The organism is Leifsonia shinshuensis (assembly GCF_031456835.1).
Taxonomy (GTDB): Bacteria; Actinomycetota; Actinomycetes; order Actinomycetales; family Microbacteriaceae; genus Leifsonia; species Leifsonia shinshuensis_C.
Map to the genome: position 1 here is coordinate 572,487 of NZ_JAVDVK010000001.1, position 19,995 is coordinate 592,481.

A 19,995-nucleotide genomic window follows, 5' to 3' on the forward strand; every position below is an offset into this window, starting at 1 on the left:
GATCTCCGTTATCGTTCTGTGATCGTGGGTAGACGAGAAGCAGCAGCAGCAGAGATCGTGCCGCTGACTCCGGCCAACCCGGTCGGCGTCGCATTCAAGCGGTCCCGCCGTCCGCACATCCGGTCGCGAGCAGCGGTGTGGGGTTTCGCGTTCACCGCAGCCGTCGGTTTCGCGCTCGTGAACGTGGTGGATCCCTTCTCCGGCGCGACGACGACGCCGGCCTACGCGGAGTCGCTGCAGCAGATCCCCACGACGGAGCGCTACGACGGTGCTCCCGCCCAGAACCTCACCGCGCCGGACTCGGCGGCCCTCACCATCACCCGCGACGCGGTGACGGTGAAGGAGAAGCCGAAGCCCACTCCGACGCCGACCCCGACGCCCACGGCGTCCAAGAAGTCGTCCAGCGGCGGCGGAGGCGGCGCGCCGTCGGCGCCCATCCCGTCGCCGGGCACCGCGCAGGCGATCGCCTATCAGATGGTGCACGACCGCGGCTGGGGCGACGACCAGTACGGCTGCCTGGTCCAGCTGTGGAACCACGAGTCCGGTTGGCGCGTCAACGCCTCCAACCCGAGCGGCGCGTACGGCATCCCTCAGGCGCTCCCGGGCAGCAAGATGGGCCCCGGCTGGCAGACCGACGCATCGGTGCAGATCTCGTGGGGCCTCGGCTACGTGTCCGGGCGCTACGGCACGCCGTGCGGTGCGTGGGGCGTCTGGCAGTCCCAGGGCTGGTACTGACCGCTCTCCGGGCGGACCCGCCTAGACTTGACGCATGCCGCGCTCGAACCGTCCCCGTGGCCGCTCCGGCGGCCGGCCGGCGGAGGAGCCGGACAGCCTGGAGCGTCTGCTCTCCGGCTGGCGACGGACCGAGACGCGCCGCGGCGTGACCTGGAACGTGCAGCCGGTGTCGGCCGCGCAGGCGCAGAAGACGTACGTCTGCCCGGGCTGCGGCCGTGATATCCCGCCGGGGACGTCGCACCTGGTCGCCTGGCGCGCCGACGGCGTGCTGGGCGACGCCCCCGACCTGGCCGCACGACGGCACTGGCACGAGTCCTGCTGGAGGATCGCATGACGAGCGAGGGTACGACCATCGAGATCCGGGGCGGCGTGGAGCTCCCCGCCCGCCGCGAGGACGTCGAGTTCCGGACGCAGGACGGGCTGACCCTGGTGGGCGAGCTGGCCACCCCGCTCGACCGTGAGCCGGTCGCGACCCTGGTGACGCTGCACCCGCTGCCCACGGCGGGCGGCTTCATGGATTCGCACATCCTGCGCAAGGCGGCTGCCCGCCTCCCGGCACTCGCCGGGATCGCCGTCCTGCGCTTCAACACGCGGGGCACCGCGTCGCCGCGCGGACGGAGCGAGGGGTCGTTCGGCGACGGCGTGGGGGAGCGCTACGACCTGGAGGCCGCGATGGCCTTCGTCGGCGACCGCGGCCTGCCGCATCCCTGGCTCGTCGGCTGGTCGTTCGGCACGGAGCTGGCCCTGATGTACGGCCGCGCCTGCCCGGTCGACGGCGTCATCCTGCTCTCCCCGCCGCTCCACCGCGCCAAGCCGGAGCATCTGGAGGCGTGGGCGGGAGACGAGCGACCGCTGGTGGCGCTCATCCCGGAGCACGACGACTTCCTCCGTCCGGCCGCGGCCGCGGAGAAGTTCGCCCCGCTGCCGCAGATCGAACTGGTGACCGTGGAGGGCGGCAAGCACCTCTGGGTGGGGGAGAACCAGACCCGTCGCGTGCTCACGGAGATCGTGGAGCGCGTGAACCCGTCGGCCCTCCCGCTGCCGACGGAGTGGCCCGCGGGCGCTTAGCGAGCCGCTGAGGGCGTCTCAGAGCTCGTTCTGGCGCGGGATGACGACCTGCTTGACGATGAGCAGGATGGCCGCGGCGAACGGGATGGCGACCAGCGCGCCCAGGATGCCGAGCAGCGTGCCGCCCGCGAGGGCCGCCACGACCACGAGCGCGCCCGGCACGGACACGGCGCGGTTCATGATGCGCGGGCTGAGCACGTACGCCTCCACCTGCATGTAGATCAGGTAGTAGATGGCGGCAGCGATGGCGGTCGGGGGTCCGGAGAGGAAGCAGACCGCGACGATGATCACCGAGCCGGTGATCGTGCCGACGAGCGGGATCAGCGAGAAGAAGAAGGCGATGGATGCGAGCAGGATCGGGAACTTCGCCCCGATCACCGTCAGGAAGATCGCGCTGAGCACGCCGTTCACGAGGGCGAGGGAGACCTGGCCCATGACGTACTTGCCGACGGAGTCGGTGATCTGGTCGCCCAGGTCGGCGAACCGGGCCCGGCGCGAGGCCGGGACGAGCTGGTAGGCGGAGCGCTTGATGCTGGGCAGGGATGCGGTGAAGTAGATCGTCAGGATGACGACGATGATCACGCCGAACGCACCCTGGATGATGCCCACTCCGGTCTGCAGCACCTTGGACGTGATGTCGGGGAGGTTCTTCTGCAGCCACTCGGTGACGGCGTCGATGTTCTGCTGGTTGATGATCGACGGGAACTGGTGCTGCAGGCTGAGGAACCACTTCTCGGCGGCGCCGCTGTTGACCCAGGAGATCGTGTTCTGCACGAGCTGGGAGGCCTGGTCGACCGCGATCGGGACGATCGCCCAGATGAGCCCGATGAACGCGCCGATGATGACGACGAGCGCGACCACCAGGGCCAGCCAGCGCGGGAACCGGCGCCGCTCGAGGAACGAGATGAGCGGCTCGATGCCGAGCGCGAGGAAGAGCGCGGCGCCGATGTACGTGATGATCGTCGCCAGGCTGGTGACGGCGCTGAGGATGAGGATTCCGAGCCCGACGCCCAGGGTGCCGATGAGACCGAGGCGGAACGGGTTCTGGATCTTCACGTGTTCCCCCTGGGGTCAGTCGCGGTCGGCGGTCACCTTCTCGGCCTGCTGGAGGACGCCTCGGAGGTTCTCGAAGTACCCGGCCACGGCCTCGCGCTCAATCCTAATCTGCGCCAGTCGCTCCTCCGCGTCCGCCACGAGGCGTTCGGTGCGCTCCTCGGTCTCGGCGAGCAGGGCGGCCGCGCGCTCCTCGGCGTCGCGGATGACGGCGGAGGCGGTCTCCTCCGCCTCCTTGCGCGCCTCGGTGACGGTCCGGCGGGCCTCCGTCTCGAAGGCCTCCGCCTCGGAGCGCGCCTGGGCGGTGCGCTTCACGGCGTCGGCGAGCTGGACGTTCGCCTCGTCCAGGTACTTCTGGGTCTGCGCCACCGCCTCCTGGTGCCGGGCGAGGTACTCCTTCTCCGCCTCGTCGCGGCGCGCGCGCAGCTCGACGTCGAGGTCGATGCGCGCCTGCTCCACCTCGCGGGTCCGGTTCTCGACCTCTTCGAGTGTGGCGTTGCGCAGTGCGGTGAGCTCCGCCTCCAGCGCCGCCCGGGAGGACGCCGCCTCCTGCTCGAATGCGGCCAGCTTCTCGGCCAGTTCGGCATCCTGGGCCGTGCGCGCCTCGGCGACCTCGCGGGCGAGCTCCGCCCGCGCCTCCGCGGTCTCCTTCTCCAGCGCGGCGCGCGTCTGCTGCGCCTCGTCGGCCAGGGCGACGCGCGTCCGCTCGGCCTCCCGCTCCAGCTCGAGGCGCTGCTGCTCGCGCTGGTCGGCGAGCTCGTTGGCGGTCGACTCTCGCTGGTCCGCGAGCTCGGCTGCGGTGCTCCGGACGTCTTCGGCGAGCCGGCTACGGGTCTGCTCCTTCTCCGCGGTCAGGGCGCTCGTGGTCTGCTCGACCTCCGCGGCGAGGGCCTTCTTGGTCTGCTCCACCTCCGCCGCCAGGGCCGACTTCGTGGTGGTGACCTCGGTCTCGAGGGCCGACTTCGTCTGCTCGACCTCGGCGGCCAGCTCGGTCGTGGTCTGCTCGACCTCGGCGGCGAGCTCGGCGCGCGTCCGCTCGACCTCGTCGGCCAGGGCGGCCTTCGTGGTGGCGACCTCGGTCTCCAGCTCCTTCTTGGTCTGCTCGACCTCGGCGGCGAGGGCGGCCTTCGTCGTGGTGACCTCGGTCTCGAGGGCCGACTTCGTCTGCTCGACCTCGGCGGTCAGCGCGGAGGTCGTCGTCTCGACCTCGGCGGCCAGCCGCGCACGCTCGGACGCGAGCTCGGCCTGCAGGGCGCTGCGCTCGCGGCTGAGCTCGTCGGCGAGCGCGGTGCGCGCGGCGTCGACCTCGGCGGCCAGCTCGGCGCGGAGCTCCGTCGCCTCGGCGTCGAGCTCACGGCGGCGGCGGTCGGTCTCGGCGGCCAGGCGTGCCCGGGTCTGCTCGACCTCCGCCGCGAGCTCGCTGGCGGTCTGCTCGCGGTCCGCCGCGAGGCGGGCGGCCGTCTCGGCGCGGTCGGCCTCGAGCGCGGCGCGGGTCTCGGTCGTCTCCTTCTCGAGGGTCGTCCGCGTCTGCAGCCGGTCGTCCTCCAGCTGCTTCGTCGTGCGCTCCACTTCCTCGGCGAGGGCGGACTTCGTGGTCGTGACCTCGTTCTCGAGCGCTGCGCGGGTCGAGGCGACCTCGTTCTCGAGCGCCGAGCGGGTGGTGGTGACCTGGGTCTCGAGCTCCGAACGGGTGCGCGTCACCTCCTCGTTCAGCGCGGAGCGGGTGCGGGTGACCTCGTCGGCCAGCTCGGCCTTGGTGCGCTCGACCTCGTCGGCGAGCGCGCTGCGGGTGGAGGTGACGTCGGCGTCCAGCGCCGAGCGGGCCTGCTCCACCTCCGCCGCCAGGGCGGCCTTGGTCTGCTCGACCTCCGCGGCGAGGGCCTTCGTCGTCTGCTCGACCTCGGTGGCGAGGGCGAGCCGGCGGGTCTTCTCCTCGTGCTCCAGGTCGGCGCGCGTCTGCGCGACGGATGCGGCCAGCTCGGCGCGCTGCTCCTCGACCTCGCCGGCCAGGTCCGCGCGCGCCTGAGCGGCCTCGGCGGCGAGCGCGTTCCGTGTCTCGGCCTCTTCGGCGGCCAGGCGATCGGCCGTCTCGGCGACACGGCGGTCGAGCTCCAGGCGGGTCTGGGCCGCTTCGCGCTCGAAGGCGGCGCGGTCCTCGGCGAGAGCGGTCTCGAGCTCCGAGCGGCGTGCCGCGATGGTGCGGTCGAGCTCGGCGGCCTCGGCGCGGGCGCGCTCCGCCTCGCGGGACGCGACGGCCTTGAGCTCCGCGGCCTCCCGGTCGGCCTCGGCGCGAACGGCGGCGGCCTCGCGTTTGCTGGTGGCGCGCAGCTCGGCGGCCTCGGTCGCCACGGCGCCCCGGATCGCCGCGGCCTCGCGCATGGCGTCGTTGAGCAGCGTCTCCTTGTCGGCGCGGGTCTTGGTGAGCAGCTCGCCCGACTCGATCTGCGAATCCTCGAGCAGCGTGGTGGCACGGGCCTGGGCGTCGGCGAGGATGCGCTCGGCCTGCGCGGCCGCCGCCTTCTTCATCTTGTCGATCTCGGCGGCGACGCCGGCGCGCAGCTTCTCGGCGTCGATGTCGGCCTGGGCGATCAGCCGGGTCGACTGCTCCTCGGCGACCCGCAGCGTGTTCTCGAGCTTGGTGCCGAGTCCGGAGTACGTCGGGCTGCCGACCTCTTCGATCTCGGCGTTGAGGTCGTCGATGCGCGCCTGAAGCCGCTTGATCTCCTTCACGGAGTCCGCCGCCTGGGTGTTCGACTTGATCAGCTCGCGCCGCAGCTCCTGGAGGGCCTTGTCGACCTCGTCCTTGTCGTAGCCTCGGAAGACCTGGGTGAAGGTGGAATCGTCGGTCGCCACTGTGATTGCTCCTGGGGATTTCGGGTGGACCCGCTGCGCGCGCGCCGGGTCGATCCTACAATTCAGCGGTCTGCGCCCGCACGGGGGGATGCGCGAGCGTCCAGACAAGGGTTAGCTGCCTTTCAGGCACGTCCGGTATCGTCAGGTCACTGTGCCTGCCCCCCGAATCGGCACATGAGGAGCTCTGCTTGCGTTTCGTACTCGCCATCGTCGCGTTCGTCGTCGCCGCGGTCATGATCGTGGCCGGCATCGCGCAGCGGACCGTCTTCGCCCCGCCGAGCCGCATCCAGGCCGCCGCCACCGTGTCCGGCGACCCCCGTTACCTGGTGATCGACGGGTCGGTGCTGAACGCGCATCCCGGACAGCAGACGCTCACCGTGACCGGTGCCCCCGACGCCGCGAAGCAGGTCGTCGCTTACGGCCGTACAGCGGACGTTAAGGCCTGGCTCAGCGGCCAGAAGTACGTCGCGGTCGGCTATCAGAAGGCCACGGGGAAGCTCTCCACGAAGGCCGTGACGGCGAAGCCGGCGACCTCCGCCACCGACGGTTCGGATTCCGGCAGCGGTTCGACCGCCACGCCGGCCCCGACGCCGTCGCCCACCGCAACGGCGGCCGCCGGCTCCGGCTCCTCGGAGACCACGTCCTCGGCCGCCGGCCCCAATCCGGCCGGGAGCGATCTCTGGCTCGAGGAGTTCGACGGCGACGCCGCCCAGGTCACGCGGATGAACATCCCGGACGACGTGAGCGTCATCGTCGCGTCGGACGGTCAGAAGTCCGCGCCGTCCCGCGTCAGCGTCACCTGGCCGGTCGACTCGAGCACGCCGTGGGCGTTCCCGCTGATCATCGGCGGTCTCATCCTGCTGGTGATCGGGATCGCCCTCTATCTCTGGGGCCTCTACACCCACCGCCGCTCGCGCGGCCCCCGCCGGAAGAGCGGACCGAAGATGCCCAAGCTGCCCAAGGCCCCGAAGTACAAGCCCACCGCCATGGTCGAGGCCACGCCCCGCGGACGCCGCTCCACCCGTCGTGCCCGCGTGATGCTGCCCGTCGCCCTGGCCGGCGCCCTGGCCCTCACCGGCTGCACGGCCGGGACGGACGCCGCGACGACGCCGTCGAAGACCGCGACGCCGCTCGCGACGGAGGCGCCGAACGCGAAGGACCAGCTCCCGCCCGCCGTGACCGTGCCGCAGCTCGAGCGCATCGTGAAGCGCATCTCCGAGTCGGCGGCCCAGGCGGACGCGAAGGCCAGCGCGGATCTCGCCAAGGTCCGGTTCATGGGGCCGGCCCTCCAGCTCCGCGAGGCCAACTACGCCATCCGCGCACACAAGTCGGACGAGCCGGCGCTCCCGGCCATCCCGGCGAGCCCCATCGTGCTCTCACTGCCACAGGCGACGGACACCTGGCCGCGCACCGTCGCGGCGGTGATCCAGAGCCCGAAGGATGCGAAGGGCAACGCGCAGGCCCCGATCGCCCTCACCATGGTGCAGGAGACGCCGCGCGACAACTACCAGGTCGAGTACGCGGTCTCGCTGGAGCCGAAGGCGAAGGTGCCGAACCTCGCGCCCGCCAGCATCGGCTCCGCCGTCGTCCCGCCGGACTCGAAGCTGCTCGCGCTCCCTCCGGAGAAGGTGTCCGCTGCGTACGGCGACATCCTGATGAACGGCGACAAGAGCCAGTACGCCTCGCTCTTCAACGCGGAGGGCGACACGCTGCGCACCCAGGTGGGCGCGGACTGGAAGGCGAAGCAGAAGGCCGCCGTGCCGGCGACCGCTTCGCTGACGTTCACCACCGCTCCGGGAAGCGGCTCGGATGTCGCGATGGCGACCAACGACTCGGGCGCGATCGTCTGGACGGACCTCCAGGAGTCGCAGGTGCTCAAGGTCGTGGAGGCCGGCGCCGAGGTCAGCGCGGGCAACACGTCGGCGGCCCTGAGCGGCGTCGCGTCGTCGAAGACGGGCATCGAGTCGACCTTCGGCTACCAGCTCGCATTCTACGTCCCGCCGGTGGGCTCCAAGGAGAAGATCACGCTCCTCGGGTTCGCCCAGGGCATGATCGCCGCCAAGCAGATCCCGTAGCCGCCGGACGCTTCGCGAGTATCCTTGATTCTCGTGCCGCAGTACGCACGTCAGGAGGATCAATGAGCAACGTCCCGCCCCCGCCCACCAACCTGCGCGGGGCCGTCGACCTGAGTTCCCTCGTCAACCGGCCCGCGCCGTCGGCGGACGGCGGCGCGTCCGGTCAGCCGGCCGCGGGAGGCGAGCTGACGCTGCCGAGCCTCTACTTCGAGGGCACGGACGCGAACTTCAACGACTTCATCGACCTGTCGATGCGCGTCCCCGTCGTGGTCGACCTGGTCACCGCGCGCGCCGAGCAGTCGGCGCAGTTCTCCGCCGTGATCGACCGCGTCGTCGGCGGTTTCGGCGGGCGGCTCGTGGTCGTCCGCATCGACGTGGACGCGAACCCGCAGCTCACCCAGGCGTTCCAGGCGCAGGCGGTGCCTACTGTGGCCGCCCTGATCGCGGGCCGTCCGGTGCAGCTGTTCTCGGGCGTCGTCCCAGAGGAGCAGCTGCGCGACGTGTTCGCGCAGCTGCTGCAGCTGGCCGCGCAGAACGGCGTCACCGACACGGTGGCCGTCGAGGGCGGCGCGGATGCCGCCGAGCAGCCGGACGGAGCCGCGGAGGCCGCGCCGGAGCCCCCGCTGCCGCCGCTGCACGCGGAGGCCTACGACGCGATCGAGCGCGGCGACTACGAGGGTGCGATCCGCGCCTACCGGACCGCTCTGGCGCAGGATCCCCGCGACACGATGGCGGCCGCGGGTCTCGCGCAGGTCAGCCTGCTCGCGCGCCTGGCCGGCCACACGGCCGACGAGCTCCGGAGCGCCGCCGCGGAGGCGCCGCTCGACGCGGACGCCCAGCTCGGCGTCGCCGACCTCGACATCTCCGGCGGGCACGTCGACGACGCGTTCGACCGCCTGCTCACCGTGTTCCCGTCGCTCGACGCCGCGGGCAAGGAGGCGGTGCGGACGCGCCTGCTCGAGTATTTCGAGATCGTGGGTGTGGACGACCCCCGCGTGGGCAAGGCGCGGGCTAGGCTGGCCTCGCTGCTGTACTGAGCCCGCTCTCCGGGCGGCGGTCGGCGGCTCCCCCCCACTCGACTCTCGCTCAGGAGTGATCGCGCATGTCCCGTGTGCTCGTCGTCGGAGGCACCGGCCTGGCCGGGCGCGCCGTCACCGCTGAAGCGATCGACCGCGGGCACGAGGTCGTCGTTGCCGCCCGCCGCGTGCCCGACGACGACGCCGACGAATACGTCGCCGGCGCCGCCTACGTCACGGCCGACCTGGTCACCGGCGACGGGCTGGAGGAGGCGGTCGACGGTGTCGACGTCGTCGTCGACACCGTCAACGCGGTCGGCAAGCAGGCCGCGCACGTCTTCGCGACGGGTGCGCAGAACCTCGTCCACACCGCCGCGCGCTTCGGCGTGCACCGGGCGGTGCTGCTCTCCGTCGTGGGCGTCGACCACTCCTCGTACGGCTACTACCGGGCGAAGGCGGCCCAGGAGCGGGCGTACCTGGACTCGGCGCTCGACACGCGGATCGTCCGCGCCACCCAGTTCCACGACTTCGTCACCGCCATCTTCGACCGCGGACGCCCGATGGGTGCCCTGCTTGCACCGACCGGCACCCGCTTCCAGCCGATCGCGGTGACCGACGTCGCCCGGGTGCTGGTCGACGCCGCAGAGGGCACGGGGGAGCCCGACAGCGTCATCCACGTCGGCGGTCCGCAGGTCGAGACGGCCCGCTCGCTCGCCGAGCAGTGGAAGCAGGCCAGCGGGACCCGCCGCTACATCCTCCCCGTCCGGCTGGGCGGCGCGCTCGGATCCACCTGGCGGGCGGGCCGCAACCTGGTTCCCGAGCACGCCGTCGACGGCCTCGGCTACGCGGCCTGGATCGACTCGCGCGGCTGAGGTCCGTGGACGGCGGGCGCGTCAGCGCCGGGGCTTGAGCCAGAGCGCCCCGAGCGGCGGCAGCGTCAGCACCGCCGATGCCGGGCGGCCCATCCACGGCTCGTCCACCGCGGTGACCGCACCGAGGTTGCCGACGCCGGAACCGCCGTACGCCTCGGCGTCCGTGTTGAGCAGTTCCTCCCACTCGCCGGCGAACGGCAGCCCCATCCGGTAGCCGCTGTGCGGGTTGCCGGAGAAGTTGAACAGCATCGCGATCGGCTCGCCGTCGCGGTCCTTGCGCAGGAACGCGATGACGTTGCCCTGGGCGTCCGAGCCGTCCAGCCACTCGAAGCCGGCGGGGTCGTTGTCCAGGGCCCACAGCTGCGGGTTGTCGCGGTACACGGCGTTGAGCTGGGAGACCAGGTTCCAGAGGCCCTGGTGGGCCGGCTGGTCGAGGATCCACCAGTCGAGCCCGCGCTCCTCGCTCCACTCCGACGGCTGGCCGAACTCCTGCCCCATGAAGAGCAGCTGCTTGCCGGGATGCGCCCACATGAACGCGAGGAACGCCCGCACGTTCGCAAGCTGCTGCCAGTGGTCGCCGGGCATCTTGGTCAGCAGCGAGCCCTTGCCGTGGACGACCTCGTCGTGACTGATCGGCAGGAGGAAGTTCTCGCTCCACGCGTACACGAACGAGAACGTGATCTCGCTGTGGTGGTAGCCGCGGTACATCGGGTCCTGGTGGATGTACTGCAGGGCGTCGTGCATCCAGCCCATGTTCCACTTCAGACCGAAGCCGAGGCCGCCGGACGAGGTGGGGGCGGTGACGCCGGGGTAGCTGGTGGACTCCTCGGCGATCATCACGGTGCCGGGGTTGCGCTTGTACGCGGTGGCCGTGACCTCCTGCAGGAACCCGATCGCCTCCAGGTTCTCGCGGCCGCCGTGGATGTTCGGCTCCCACTCGCCGTCGTTGCGCGAGTAGTCGAGGTAGAGCATCGAGGCCACGGCGTCGACGCGGAGGCCGTCGACGTGGAACTCCTCCAGCCAGTACAGCGCGTTGGCGACCAGGAAGTTCCGCACCTGCGAGTTGCCGTAGTCGAAGATGTACGTGCCCCAGTCCTTGTGCTCGCCACGCCGCGGGTCCGGGTGCTCGTAGAGCGGCTGCCCGTCGTAGCGGGCGAGCGCCCAGTCGTCCTTGGGGAAATGGCCGGGCACCCAGTCGAGGATGACGCCGATGCCGGCCTGGTGCAGCCGGTCGATCAGGTACTTGAGGTCGTCGGGGGAGCCGAACCGGCTGGTCGGGGCGTAGTAGCCGGTGACCTGGTAGCCCCACGACCCGCCGAAGGGATGCTCGGCGAGCGGCAGGAACTCGACGTGCGTATAGCCGAGGGCACCGACGTAGTCGATCAGCTGGTCCGCCGCCTCGCGGTACCCGAGGCCGGGGCGCCAGGAGCCGAAGTGGAGCTCGTAGATGCTCATCGGGCCCGCGTGCGGGTCCGTCTGCGCGCGCTGCTGCATCCACTCGTCGTCCGCCCAGTCGTGGCGGCTCACCGTGATCTTGGAGGCGGTCGCGGGCGGCACCTCGGCGAACTGGGCGAGAGGGTCGATCTTCCGCACCCAGCGGCCGTCCTGCGCGAGCAGGTCGAACTTGTAGATCTCGCCCTCGCCGATGCCGGGGACGAACAGCTCCCAGACGCCGGAGGCGCCCATGTTGCGCATCCCGTACAGCGTGCCGTCCCAGCCGTTGAAGTTCCCGACCACCCGGACAGCGCGGGCGTGCGGCGCCCAGACGGTGAAGGAGGTGCCGACAACGCCGCCGAGGTCGCGCACGTGGGCGCCGAGCGCCGTCCAGAGCGTCTCGTGGCGTCCCTCACCGATCAGGTGGAGGTCGAGCTGGCCGATGGTGGGCAGGAACCGGTACGGGTCGTCCGCGGTCCAGGTGCTGCCGTCCTCGTAGCGGGCCTCGATCTCGTAGGCGCCGGGGCCGGTGATGTCGACGCCCTGCCAGACGCCGTGGCCGAGGTGGCCGAGCTCGACGTGGGCGCCGTTGGCGAGCACCGCGAAGACCTCGGTGGCGAGCGGGCGGAGCGCCCGGATGACGGTCACCGGGTCGGCGACGCCGGGAGCCGCGACCTGGTGCTGGCCCAGGACGGAGTGCGGGTCGTGGTGGCTGCCTGCGGCGATGGTGGCGAGCAGGGTGTCGTCGAGCGTCGGCAGGTCGACGGCGGCCGCGCCTTCGGGAATGGGGGACATGGTGCTACTCCTCGGTTCTCGTTCGGGCGGTGGGTCTCGTTCGGGCAGTGAGTCTCGTTCGGGCGGTCAGAGCGGGCGGACGGACAGGATGTGGACGGGCTCCGTGAAGGCGTCGAGCCGGACGTAGTTGTCCGTGCCCCACGTCCAGCGCTGCCCCGTCACCCGGTCCTTCACCTCGAACTGCGCGCCGACGGGGATGCCGAAGGCGGTCGGGTCGAGGTGGACGATCGTCTCCCGCACCGAGTGCGGGTCGACGTTGGCCACGACGATCACCGCATCCGCCTTGCCGCTCCGGGTGAAGCGGCCGTCGAGGTATTTCGAGTACACGAGGATGCTGTCGTCGTCGCTCCAGTGGATGCTGAGGTTCCGCAGCTGCCGGAGGGCCGGGTGCTCGCTGCGCGCGCTGTTCAGCATGGTCAGGTACCCGGCCAGCGAGCGGCCCTGCGACTGGGCGCGGGCGTAGTCGCGCGGGCGGTACTCGTACTTCTCGTTGTCGATGTATTCCTCGGCTCCCGGACGTGCGACGTTCTCGAAGAGCTCGTAGCCCGAGTAGACGCCCCAGGTGGGCGCCGCTGTCGCCGCGATGGCCGCCCGGATCTTGAAGGCCGGCTGGCCGCCGAACTGCAGGTACTCGGTGAGGATGTCCGGGGTGTTCACGAACAGGTTCGGCCGCAGGTAGTCGGCGGTCTCGTGCGCGAGGGAGTCGAGGAACTCCTCCAGCTCCTCCTTGGTGTTCCGCCACGTGAAGTACGTGTACGACTGCTGGAACCCGGCCTTCGCCAGGGTGCGGAGGAGCGCCGGCCGCGTGAACGCCTCGGCGAGGAAGACCACATCCGGGTCGGTCGCGTTGACCGTGTGGATCAGCCACTCCCAGAAGTGCAGCGGCTTGGTGTGCGGGTTGTCGACGCGGAAGATGCGGACGCCGAGCGACATCCAGTGCCGCACGATGCGCAGCACCTCCTGGCGCAGCCCCTCGTAGTCGTTGTCGAAGTTGATCGGGTAGATGTCCTGGTACTTCTTCGGCGGATTCTCCGCGTAGGCGATCGTGCCGTCCGGGAGGGTGGTGAACCACTCCGGGTGCGTCGTCACCCACGGGTGGTCGGGCGACGCCTGCAGAGCGAGGTCGAGGGCCACCTCGAGACCGGCCTGCTTCGCCTTGCCGAGGAAGAACGTGAAGTCCTTCTCCGTGCCGAGGTCCGGGTGGATGGCGTCGTGGCCGCCCTCGGCGCTGCCGATGGCCCACGGCGAGCCGGGGTCGTTCTCGCCGGCGTCGAGCGTGTTGTTCGGACCCTTGCGGAAGGTGCGGCCGATCGGGTGGATCGGGGGCAGGTAGACGACGTCGAAGCCCATCGCCGCGATCTCCGGGAGGCGCTTGGCCGCGGTGCGGAACGTGCCGGACTGCCACGACCCGTCGGGCAGCTTCTTGGCGCCCTCGGAGCGCGGGAAGAACTCGTACCAGCTGCCCACACCGGCGCGGGTGCGCTCGACCTGGATGGCCCGGGTGGGCGACAGCGACGGCAGGCTGACCACGGGACGCTCGGTGAGCACCTGCTGGATGCGCGCATCCACCGACGCCTGGAACCGCTCGTCGACCGTCCGCTTCTCGTCCGCGACGACCTTGGCGGCCTCGGAGAGGTGACGCCGCTCTGCGGTGCTGCGGCGCTTGTCCTTGGAGGCGGTCGCGAGCAGGTCGTGACCCATCCGCAGCATCAGGTCGACGTCGATCCCGGCGGGCACCTTGACCTCGGCGTTGTGCCGCCAGGTGGCGTACTCGTCGGCGTACGCCTGCACGCGGTAGCGCCAGAGCCCCGTCTGCTCGAGCTGGACCTCCACCTCCCAGCGGTCCGTGCCGGGGGTGAGCGGACGCATGTGGTGCTCGGTCTGCCGGCCGGAGGGGTCGAGCAGCAGGAGGTCCACGCCGATCTTGTCGTGCCCCTCGCGGAAGGCGGTCGCACGGAACGGGATCACCTCCCCGCTGAACGCCGTCGCCGCCCACAGCCCCTCGTCGACCTGGGGCGAGAGCTCCAGGATCGGGATGCGGGGGAGCAGGGGCTCGTACGGCTCGCTCTCGCTGGGCGCCGCGGCGGCAGGCGGCTGGGCCACCGGTGCCGGCGGGGTCGCCTGCTTGCCCCGTGACTTCGTGCCCGCCGCAGGCGTCACGGCCTGGGGGGATGTCGCCGTGGCCGCCTCGGGCGCGGCGGCTGCTGACCTGGTCGCTGCGTTCTTCACCACGCTCCCGAACGTACACTCATTAACCCGCGCGTCATGAGGCTCGTTTACAGTGGACCGAGTGAAGGCCATCCGTCGATTTACCGTCCGAGCCGTCCTCCCTGAAAACCTCTCCGCATTGGAGGAGATCGCCGGCAACCTCCGCTGGTCCTGGCATGAGCCCACCAAGGAGCTGTTCGCCCGCATCTCGCCCGAACTGTGGCAGCAGGTCAAGCACGATCCGATCGCGCTCCTGGGCGCCGTCGAGCCGTCGCGGCTCGCCGAGCTCGCCGCGGATCCCGGATACGTCGAGTGGGCGAACCACATCCGCGACGACCTGCACTCGTACCTCAGCGAGCCGCGCTGGTACCAGTCGCTCGGCGACGGCGCGCCGCAGACCATCGCCTACTTCTCGCCCGAGTTCGGCATCGCGGCGACCCTGCCGCAGTACTCCGGCGGTCTCGGCATCCTCGCCGGCGACCACCTCAAGGCGGCGAGCGACCTCGGCGTCCCGCTGGTCGCCGCCGGTCTGTTCTACCGCTCCGGCTACTTCTCGCAGGCGATCACGCCCGACGGCTGGCAGCTGGAGAGCTACCCGGTCCTCGACCCGGACGGGCTGCCGCTGAGCGTCCTCCGGAACCCGGACGGCACGCCCGTGCAGGTCTCGCTCGCGCTCCCGGACGGCGTGCTGCATGCCCGCATCTGGCAGGCCGCGGTCGGCCGCGTCAAGCTGCTCCTGCTCGACACCGACATCCCGGACAACGAGGAGCGTCTGCGCTCGGTCACCGACCGGCTGTACGGCGGCGGCGGCGAGCACCGCCTCCTCCAGGAGCTGCTGCTCGGCATCGGCGGCGTCCGCGCGGTCAAGGCGTGGACCGACCTCACCGGCGCCCCGGAGGCGGAGGTGTTCCACACCAACGAGGGGCACGCCGGGTTCCTGGGCCTCGAGCGCATCTCCGACCTGATCGGCGAGGGCCTGACCTTCGACCAGGCGCTGCAGGTGGTGCGGGCGGGAACGGTGTTCACGACGCACACGCCGGTGCCCGCGGGCATCGACCGGTTCGACCGGTCGCTGGTCCAGCGGTACTTCTCGACCTCGCTGCTGCCGGGCGTGACGCCCGACCAGGTGCTCCCGCTCGGCGCGGAGGACTACCCGGGCGGGTCGCCGGACGTCTTCAACATGGCGGTGATGGGACTGCGGCTGGGCCAGCACGCGAACGGCGTGTCGAAGCTCCACGGCGACGTCTCCCGGCACATGTTCAACGGGCTGTACCCGGGATTCGACCCGCAGGAGGTGCCGATCGACTCCGTCACCAACGGCGTCCACGCGCCCACCTGGACCGACCCGATGCTGCGCGCGCTCGCGCTCGAGCGGCTCGGCACCGAGGACACCACGCACGCCGACTGGGCGAACTCGTCGGCGGTGACCGACATCGACCTGTGGGGCGTCCGCAACCGGATGCGCGAGCAGCTGGTGCAGGATGCGCGGCGCCGGCTCGCCGCGGCCTGGGAGGAGCAGAACCCGGGCGGGATCGCGCCGGCGTGGATGAGCGACCTGCTCGACCCGAACGTCCTCACCATCGGCTTCGCGCGGCGCGTGCCCACCTACAAGCGGCTCACGCTGATGCTGCACGACCCGGAGCGGCTGCGGAGGATCCTCACCAACCCCGCGCGTCCCGTGCAGTTCGTGATCGCGGGCAAGTCGCATCCCGCCGACGACGAGGGCAAGCGCCTCATCCAGAAGCTGGTGCAGTTCGCCTCGGAGGCCGACATCCGCGAGCGGATGGTGTTCCTCCCGGACTACGACATCGGCATGGCGCAGCTGCTCTACCCGGGCACGGACGTCTGGCTGAACAACCCGCTGCGGCCGCTCGAAGCCTGCGGCACGTCGGGCATGAAGGCGGCGCTCAACGGGGCGCTCAACCTGTCGATTCTCGACGGCTGGTGGAACGAGTTCTACGACGGCGAGAACGGCTGGGCGATCCCGTCCGCCGACGCGGCCGGCGACGGCGCGGAGCGCGACGCGCTCGAGGCCGAGGCGATGTACGACCTGATCGAGCACCAGATCGCGCCGCGGTTCTACGACCGCGACGGCGACGGTGTGCCGACCGCCTGGGTGTCGCGCATCCGTCACACGCTGTCGACCCTGTCGTCGCCGCTGTCCGCCGAGCGGATGGTGCGCGAGTACGTCGAGCGGCTCTACCTGCCCGCGGCCGGCTACGAGAACCGGCTCACCGAGAACGACTTCGCCGACGCCCGGTCGCTGGCCGACTGGAAGCAGCGCGTGGAGGCGGCGTGGCCGGGAGTCGCCGTCGCCCACGTCGACGCGGGCGGGGTGGATGCGGTGCCGCAGGTGGGAGACGAGCTGCACGTCCGCGCCCTCGTCAACCTCAACGGGCTGGAGCCCGGCGACGTCGAGGTGCAGGTCGTCTACGGCCGCAGCCAGGACGGCGACGAGCTGGTCGACGTGCACCGCCAGGCCCTCACCGTCGATGACAGCGTGCCGGGCACCCACGACGCGTCCGTGCCGCACGAGTTCGTCGGCACGGTCCGTCTCGGCTGGGCCGGTTCGTTCGGCTACACGGTCCGCGTGGTCCCGGTCAACGACCTCCTGCTCACTCCCGCCGAACTCGGCCTCGTCGCCGCCGCCTCCTGACCCCCGCCCCCGCCCCTCCGTCGAGTACACGAAAAGTGCACGCTGAACCGGCGTGTCGCGTGCACTTTTCGTGTACTCGACGGAGGCGCGTCGGGGTGCGGGGTCAGCGGGTCAGGCGGACGGTGGGGAGGGTGGCGGAGCCGGCGGGGTGGGAGGACGTCGCGCCGTCCCGGGTGAAGCCGTTGCGGCGGTAGAAGGCCTCGGCGCGGGGGTTGCCGTCGAGCACCCAGAGGTAGGCGGGCGCGTCGCCGATGGCGGCGTCGAGCAGCTGCTGACCGGCTCCCGTGCCGTAGGCCTTCGCCAGGATGTAGATGCCCTCGAGTTCGCGGGGGCGCGGCGGGTCGTCGTCGCGGCCGGAGCCGGCGGTCGCCCAGCCGATCACCTCGCCGTCGCGTTCGGCCACGAAGGCGTCCGTGTCGCCGCGCTGCAGGATGGCCGTCCAGTTCCGGGCACTCTGCTCCACGTCCATCCGGGCCAGGAACTCGGCGGGCATGTGACCGGCGTAGGCCTCACGCCAGGCGCCGATGTGGACGACGGCGATCGCGTGCGCGTCGGCGACCGTCGCGCGCCGCACGGTCACCGCGGCCGGGGCGGTCACTTGGCGATGGGCGCGTACGCGGCGCCCGTCGCGGCGAGGAGGTCGGCGGGTGCGAGCTCGATGTCGAAGCCCCGCTTTCCGCCCGAGACGAAGACGGTGTCGAAGAGCTGAGCCGTCTCGTCCACCACGGTGACGTGCCGGGTCTTCTGGCCGATCGGGCTGATGCCGCCGACGACGTAGCCGGTGCGGCGCTCCGCGACGGCCGGGTCCGCCATGGACGCACGCTTCGCGCCGACGGATGCCGCGAGCGCCTTGAGGTCGAGCATCCCGGTGACCGGCACGACGCCGACCACGAGCCCGAGGTCCGTGTCGGCGAGCAGCGTCTTGAAGACCCGGTCCGGCTCGACGCCCAGCGCCTCGGCGGCCTCCAGGCCGAATGACGGCGCCGCCGGGTCGTGCTCGTACGGATGCGCGGTGAACGGGATGCCCGCCGCGGTCAGCGCGACCGTCGCCGGGGTTCCCGCCGCCGCTTTCGGCCGCGCCATCAGACCGTCGCCTCCGGCTCCTCCACCCGCGGGCCGTTCGCCCGGTAGAGCTGCATCGACGTGCCGCCGACCAGCCGTGTGGTGCCGGGGGCGAACTCGGTCGGCTCCTCCGTGATCGGGACCTCGGTGGCCGAATCCCACAGCAGCTGATACGAGGTGACGCCGGGCGCCAGGGGCAGCGACACCTCCACGTCGTCCTCCACGCCGTGCACGATGAGCAGGATGCGGTTGAACTCCTCGGTGACCGGGGTCGACGCCGCGAGGTACTGCAGGGTGCGGTTCTCGGGCGAGTTCCAGTCCTCGTCGTCCATCCGCTGACCGGTGGCGTCGTACCAGTCCATGTGGCTGGCGTTCGGCGTGGTCTGGCCGGAGACCGCGTAGCGGACGGGGCGCAGGGCCGGGTTCTCGCGTCGCAGCTGCAGCAGCCGCTTCGTGGTCTCGTGCAACTCCCGCTGCTCCCGCGTGCGCAGCCAGCTCAGCCAGGTCAGCTCGCTGTCCTGGCAGTAGGCGTTGTTGTTGCCGCGCTGGCTGCGCCCGTACTCGTCGCCTGCGGTGATCATCGGCACACCGGCCGAGAGCAGCAGGGTCCCCATCAGGTTCCGGATGGCCTTGGCGCGCGCCAGCAGGATGCCCTCGTCGTGCGTCGGACCCTCCACCCCGTGGTTGAAGGACCGGTTGTTGTCGGTGCCGTCCCGGTTGCCTTCCCCGTTGCCGAGGTTGTGCTTGACGTCGTAGGCGGTGAGGTCGGCCATCGTGAAGCCGTCGTGCGCGGTCACGAAGTTGACGGAGGCGAGCGGGCCGCGGTCCGGCGAGAACGTGTTCGACGACCCGGCGAGCCGGGTCGCGAATCCGCCGATGCCGACCGGCGCCTGCCCGTTGCGGCGCGCCTCGGCGATGTCGGCCAGCCAGAAGTTGCGGACGCGGTCGCGGTAGCGGTCGTTCCATTCGGACCATCCGGCGTGGTCGCCGGTCGGGCCCGGGAAGTTGCCGGTCTGCCAGCCGCCGAGCCCCACATCCCACGGCTCGGCGATCAGCTTGACGCCCTGCAGCGCCGGGTCCGACTGCGCGGCGACGAGCAGGGGATGGTCGCGGTGGAACGAGGCGTCGGTCCCGCGGCCCAGCGTCGCGGCGAGGTCGAACCGGAACCCGTCGATCTGCATCTCGTTCGCCCAGTAGCGCAGCGAGTCGAGCACGAGCCGCTGGGGGACCGGGTTCCCGAAGTCGACGGTGTTGCCGCATCCGGTCACGTCGATGTACGCCCCGGTGTCGTCGTGCCGGTAGTAGGTCGCGTTGTCGATGCCGCGGAAGCTGGTGCGCGGACCCTCCATGCCCTCCTCGGCCGTGTGGTTGTAGACGACGTCGAGGATCACCTCGATCCCCGCGAGGTGCAGCAGCTTCACCATGCCCTTGAACTCGGCGAGCACCGCCTCGGGCCCGGCGGCCTGCGCGGCGCGCGAGGCGTAGGGGATGTGCGGGGTGAAGAAGTTGAGGGTGTTGTAGCCCCAGTAGTTGGTGAGCCCCTCCTGGATGAGACGCTGCTCGGACACGAACGCGTGCACCGGGAGCAGCTCGACGGCGGTGACGCCCAGCTCCTTGAGGTAGCGAATCGTGGACTCGTGGGCCAGCCCGGCATAACTGCCGCGCAGCTCCTCCGGGATGTCGGGGTTCAGCTTGCTGATGCCCTTGACGTGCGCCTCGTAGATCACGGTCCGGTCGAGCTCCGTGCCGGGCTTGCGCGCCTCGCCCCAGTCGAAGCCGTCGGCGACGACGACCGAGCGCCAGCCGTCCGAGCCGACACGCACGAGACCGCGCGCGTACGGGTCGATGAGCAGAGCCTCCGGGTCGAACGAGTTCGCGGGCGCGTTCGGGCCCGACACACGCAAGGCGTAGCGGGTGCCGACCGTCAGCGACCGCGAGCGGCCCACCCACACGCCGTTCGCATCCCGGGTCATCGGGACCGCCTTGACCATCCAGTTCGGGTCGGCCGCGTCGAAGAGGCACAGCTCCATCGCATCGGCACTGGCGGAGAAGACCCGGAGCTCACCCCCGTGCGGCCCGACACGGACGCCCAGGTTGCGCAGGGGATCGGTCGAGGTCATGCGATCTAGAGTAGTGACACACGCTCGGACTCAGCTTCGGAGGACACC

Annotated in this window: 14 protein-coding genes; 7 read left to right on the forward strand and 7 right to left on the reverse strand. The window is 71.3% G+C overall.

All coding sequences use genetic code 11. The features are described 5' to 3' along the window. Window positions 1-24: 24 nt before the first annotated feature. From J2W45_RS02880 to J2W45_RS02890, 3 genes are read left to right on the forward strand one after another with little or no spacing between them, the layout of a single operon-like run. Window positions 25-735, forward strand: coding sequence for an aggregation-promoting factor C-terminal-like domain-containing protein (locus J2W45_RS02880; protein ID WP_396427056.1), 711 nt, complete (start codon window positions 25-27; stop codon window positions 733-735). Between the two features lie 34 nt (window positions 736-769). After that, entirely contained in the window at window positions 770-1,069 is a 300-nt protein-coding gene (locus J2W45_RS02885) for a hypothetical protein (RefSeq protein ID WP_310128871.1), read from the forward strand. Further along, entirely contained in the window at window positions 1,066-1,803 is a 738-nt protein-coding gene (locus tag J2W45_RS02890) for an alpha/beta hydrolase (protein ID WP_310128872.1), read from the forward strand. Before J2W45_RS02885 ends, J2W45_RS02890 begins: the two co-directional genes overlap by 4 nt. An 18-nt stretch (window positions 1,804-1,821) precedes the next feature. On the opposite strand, the gene J2W45_RS02895 is transcribed toward J2W45_RS02890, so the two are convergent. Together J2W45_RS02895 and J2W45_RS02900 are read right to left on the reverse strand one after the other, a co-directional pair. Further along, entirely contained in the window at window positions 1,822-2,859 is a 1,038-nt protein-coding gene (locus J2W45_RS02895; RefSeq protein WP_310128874.1) for an AI-2E family transporter, read from the reverse strand. Between the two features lie 15 nt (window positions 2,860-2,874). Further along, the gene (locus J2W45_RS02900; RefSeq protein ID WP_310128876.1) at window positions 2,875-5,709 is read right to left on the reverse strand and encodes a DivIVA domain-containing protein; all 2,835 of its coding nucleotides are present in this window, start codon (window positions 5,707-5,709) and stop codon (window positions 2,875-2,877) included. A gap of 188 nt (window positions 5,710-5,897) precedes the next feature. On the opposite strand from J2W45_RS02900, the gene J2W45_RS02905 reads away from it, so the two are divergent. From J2W45_RS02905 to J2W45_RS02915, 3 genes are all read left to right on the forward strand, one after another. Continuing rightward, window positions 5,898-7,784 carry a hypothetical protein gene (locus J2W45_RS02905; RefSeq protein ID WP_310128877.1) on the forward strand — a complete coding sequence of 629 codons (1,887 nt, stop codon included), beginning with the start codon at window positions 5,898-5,900 and terminating at the stop codon, window positions 7,782-7,784. A gap of 62 nt (window positions 7,785-7,846) precedes the next feature. After that, a complete protein-coding gene (locus J2W45_RS02910; protein ID WP_310128878.1) occupies window positions 7,847-8,821 on the forward strand; it encodes a tetratricopeptide repeat protein in 975 nt (324 codons plus the stop codon). A gap of 65 nt (window positions 8,822-8,886) precedes the next feature. After that, complete coding sequence (locus J2W45_RS02915; RefSeq protein WP_310128879.1) at window positions 8,887-9,672, forward strand: SDR family oxidoreductase; 786 nt, start codon at window positions 8,887-8,889, stop codon at window positions 9,670-9,672. A 21-nt stretch (window positions 9,673-9,693) separates the two neighbouring features. Here the strand turns inward: J2W45_RS02915 and glgB are convergent, their stop codons facing one another. Both glgB and J2W45_RS02925 read right to left on the reverse strand, forming a co-directional pair. Beyond that, the gene (glgB, locus tag J2W45_RS02920; protein ID WP_310128880.1) at window positions 9,694-11,901 is read right to left on the reverse strand and encodes a 1,4-alpha-glucan branching protein GlgB; all 2,208 of its coding nucleotides are present in this window, start codon (window positions 11,899-11,901) and stop codon (window positions 9,694-9,696) included. A gap of 66 nt (window positions 11,902-11,967) precedes the next feature. Beyond that, window positions 11,968-13,938, reverse strand: coding sequence for an alpha-1,4-glucan--maltose-1-phosphate maltosyltransferase (locus tag J2W45_RS02925; protein WP_396427108.1), 1,971 nt, complete (start codon window positions 13,936-13,938; stop codon window positions 11,968-11,970). A gap of 253 nt (window positions 13,939-14,191) precedes the next feature. Between J2W45_RS02925 and glgP the strand changes: the two genes are divergently transcribed. Then, window positions 14,192-16,765 carry an alpha-glucan family phosphorylase gene (gene glgP / locus J2W45_RS02930; RefSeq protein ID WP_310128882.1) on the forward strand — a complete coding sequence of 858 codons (2,574 nt, stop codon included), beginning with the start codon at window positions 14,192-14,194 and terminating at the stop codon, window positions 16,763-16,765. Between the two features lie 103 nt (window positions 16,766-16,868). On the opposite strand, the gene J2W45_RS02935 is transcribed toward glgP, so the two are convergent. The 3 genes from J2W45_RS02935 to glgX are packed head-to-tail and all read right to left on the reverse strand — an operon-like array spanning window position 16,869 to window position 19,947. Further along, window positions 16,869-17,363: a GNAT family N-acetyltransferase gene (locus J2W45_RS02935; protein ID WP_310128884.1), complete on the reverse strand. Its 495-nt coding sequence runs from the start codon at window positions 17,361-17,363 to the stop codon at window positions 16,869-16,871. Next, window positions 17,360-17,848 (reverse strand): Cys-tRNA(Pro) deacylase, encoded by a 489-nt coding sequence (ybaK, locus tag J2W45_RS02940; protein WP_310128886.1) that lies wholly within the window; start codon window positions 17,846-17,848, stop codon window positions 17,360-17,362. Before ybaK ends, J2W45_RS02935 begins: the two co-directional genes overlap by 4 nt. Then, entirely contained in the window at window positions 17,848-19,947 is a 2,100-nt protein-coding gene (gene glgX / locus J2W45_RS02945) for a glycogen debranching protein GlgX (RefSeq protein ID WP_310128888.1), read from the reverse strand. The genes ybaK and glgX overlap by 1 nt, the downstream gene beginning before the upstream one ends. Between the last annotated feature and the right edge of the window lie 48 nt (window positions 19,948-19,995).

What these genes read in the sequence shown, in the direction of transcription:
- glgX (WP_310128888.1), bottom strand. Translation starts at nt 19,947, where the DNA reads ATGACCTCGACCGATCCCCTGCGCAACCTGGGCGTCCGTGTCGGGCCG.
- ybaK (WP_310128886.1), bottom strand. Translation starts at nt 17,848, where the DNA reads ATGGCGCGGCCGAAAGCGGCGGCGGGAACCCCGGCGACGGTCGCGCTG.
- J2W45_RS02890 (WP_310128872.1), top strand. Translation starts at nt 1,066, where the DNA reads ATGACGAGCGAGGGTACGACCATCGAGATCCGGGGCGGCGTGGAGCTC.
- glgB (WP_310128880.1), bottom strand. Translation starts at nt 11,901, where the DNA reads ATGTCCCCCATTCCCGAAGGCGCGGCCGCCGTCGACCTGCCGACGCTC.
- J2W45_RS02910 (WP_310128878.1), top strand. Translation starts at nt 7,847, where the DNA reads ATGAGCAACGTCCCGCCCCCGCCCACCAACCTGCGCGGGGCCGTCGAC.
- J2W45_RS02885 (WP_310128871.1), top strand. Translation starts at nt 770, where the DNA reads ATGCCGCGCTCGAACCGTCCCCGTGGCCGCTCCGGCGGCCGGCCGGCG.
- J2W45_RS02915 (WP_310128879.1), top strand. Translation starts at nt 8,887, where the DNA reads ATGTCCCGTGTGCTCGTCGTCGGAGGCACCGGCCTGGCCGGGCGCGCC.